We start from the raw sequence: 1,745 nt of genomic DNA, 5'->3' as shown, positions 1-1,745 counted from the left end.
TGGAGGGGATGGAAGTGGTCGAATGCATCCGCATAGTAGCTGGGTTGGTGCGCCCCGAAGCCATTGCGGGCAGCAGTCTGCTGCATCATCTGTCCGAACGTCGCCAGGTCATCCCAAGTGCGGGTGGTCACCCCGTTCTTCGCCGCCAGGCGGATGTTGTAGCGGGTCTTCTGGTGCATCCGGGCGAGGACGTCCTCTTCGGACCCGCGCAGGTCAACGATCAGGCTGCGGCGTGGCTGAATGCTGTGCGGGCTCGGGCGGAAGCCATGCGCCTGGAGATCCGCTGCCAGGCCGGGATCCTCCGGTCCATCCGGTTCGATCTTGAGGGCAAACGCGCCAGCCCCCCGACAGACGGTGTCCAGGTCGGGCAGGAGGTCCGGCAGCCAGTCACCGATAGGCCCCATCGGGACGTACGCCAGACGCAGACCCAGCGGCAGCCGTCGAACGAGAACCTGCGCTCCCGCATCCCCGGATGCGACCCGGAGGATCTCCCAGCCGTAGCCTGCCTTGAGCTCCCCCCAGGCGGAGGATTGCAGCAGATGCGCTTCCGGACAACGGCTAAGGAAGTTGCCCCAGCTGTCGCGATCGAGGTGGGAGGGCATGCAGGGATTGTAGCATTCCGCCTCGACCGGTGGCACACACGCGCAGTGTTGACGCCGGATCAGGGAAGCAGGCAATGGTGAGGATGGAGAATGAAATGCACGGGAAAGGAATCGGACCCAAGTCTTGGTCGGGGAAGGCGGGCGCAGGTCCAGTGCACGCCGTGAGAAGATCGGGTGGGATGCGAGTGCACAGACGGTCTAGGCCGGCAACCGGGAATGCGCGTTGTCGAGTGGGGACTATGGTTGCAGGCCAGGCGTGACAAAGACCTGGGCCTCGCCGCCATCGTAGAGCAGGAGCAGCCCTTGGGTGGCGTCCTCGACGATCGACTGCTCGAACGCACCTTCGGCGGGCGTAAACACGACCACCGCGCCGTCCTCAACGCCCAATCGACGGCGGAGCTCAGCCAGGGAGGGCGCGTAGTCCAGCCGGTCGCGCATGGTGACATTGTCGAACATGGAGGGGAGGCCGAAGGCGCCTCGCCCACTGATGAAGTACACAGCCTCGGGATTGTCTGTGAACAGGAGGGTGCCTTCCGGGAGGGCATCCAACGTATCCGCCAACCCCGATTCGATCCAGACCGCTGCGGCCAGTCCGCCGGCGTCGAACTGGATCTCCCGGGCAAGCCAGCGGCTTCGGCTCAGGCTGCTCAAGAGGAAGAGGGTCATACCCAGGAGGAGCAAACCCCTTAGGACTGCCTTGCCTGCGAACGCACGCCACACCGGCGGGAGGGTGGATGCGACCAGAACGATCACCAGACTGAGCAGCGGGGTGGCGAGTCGCTGGTCGATCGGAGTCGAAGCATCCACCAGGAGCAGGCTCCCGGCAAGAACCACCAGATAGGCGGCAAGATAGATGACCATAGGGCTGCGGGGGTCATATCGAAGGAACCCCAGGCTCTTCTGCCGCAGCTGACGGATCTTCCAGGGATGGGTGATCCACAGCACGAACAGGATCAACAGCCCTGTCAGCAGCAGGATCCCGGCGTTGCCCCACGTGGGGAACTGGTACGGGACAAGCCATTGCCAGACCACCACGAAACCGTCCCGAACGGTGTCTGCTGATGGAATGTGGAATTGCAGCGTCCGGTTCGTGGGCGACCCGGTCAGGATCAGGTTGCGGGCCATCCAACCGGCCATCGGCAG

2 protein-coding genes are annotated in these 1,745 nt (G+C 64.4%); both read right to left on the bottom strand.

Going from position 1 to position 1,745, the window contains the following annotated elements:
* Positions 1-602, bottom strand: a 602-nt coding sequence (locus MUO23_06860) for a peptidoglycan bridge formation glycyltransferase FemA/FemB family protein (protein MCJ7512676.1), incomplete at its 3' end; no start/stop codon positions are given.
* Positions 603-839: 237 nt separating this feature from the next.
* The coding region (locus MUO23_06855) for a hypothetical protein (protein ID MCJ7512675.1) at positions 840-1,745 on the bottom strand (906 nt) is incomplete at its 5' end.

This window comes from Anaerolineales bacterium, from assembly GCA_022866145.1.
GTDB lineage: Bacteria > Chloroflexota > Anaerolineae > Anaerolineales > E44-bin32 > PFL42.
Note: the sequence above shows the minus strand (reverse complement) of the source record. Positions and strands in the feature narration are given on the sequence as shown.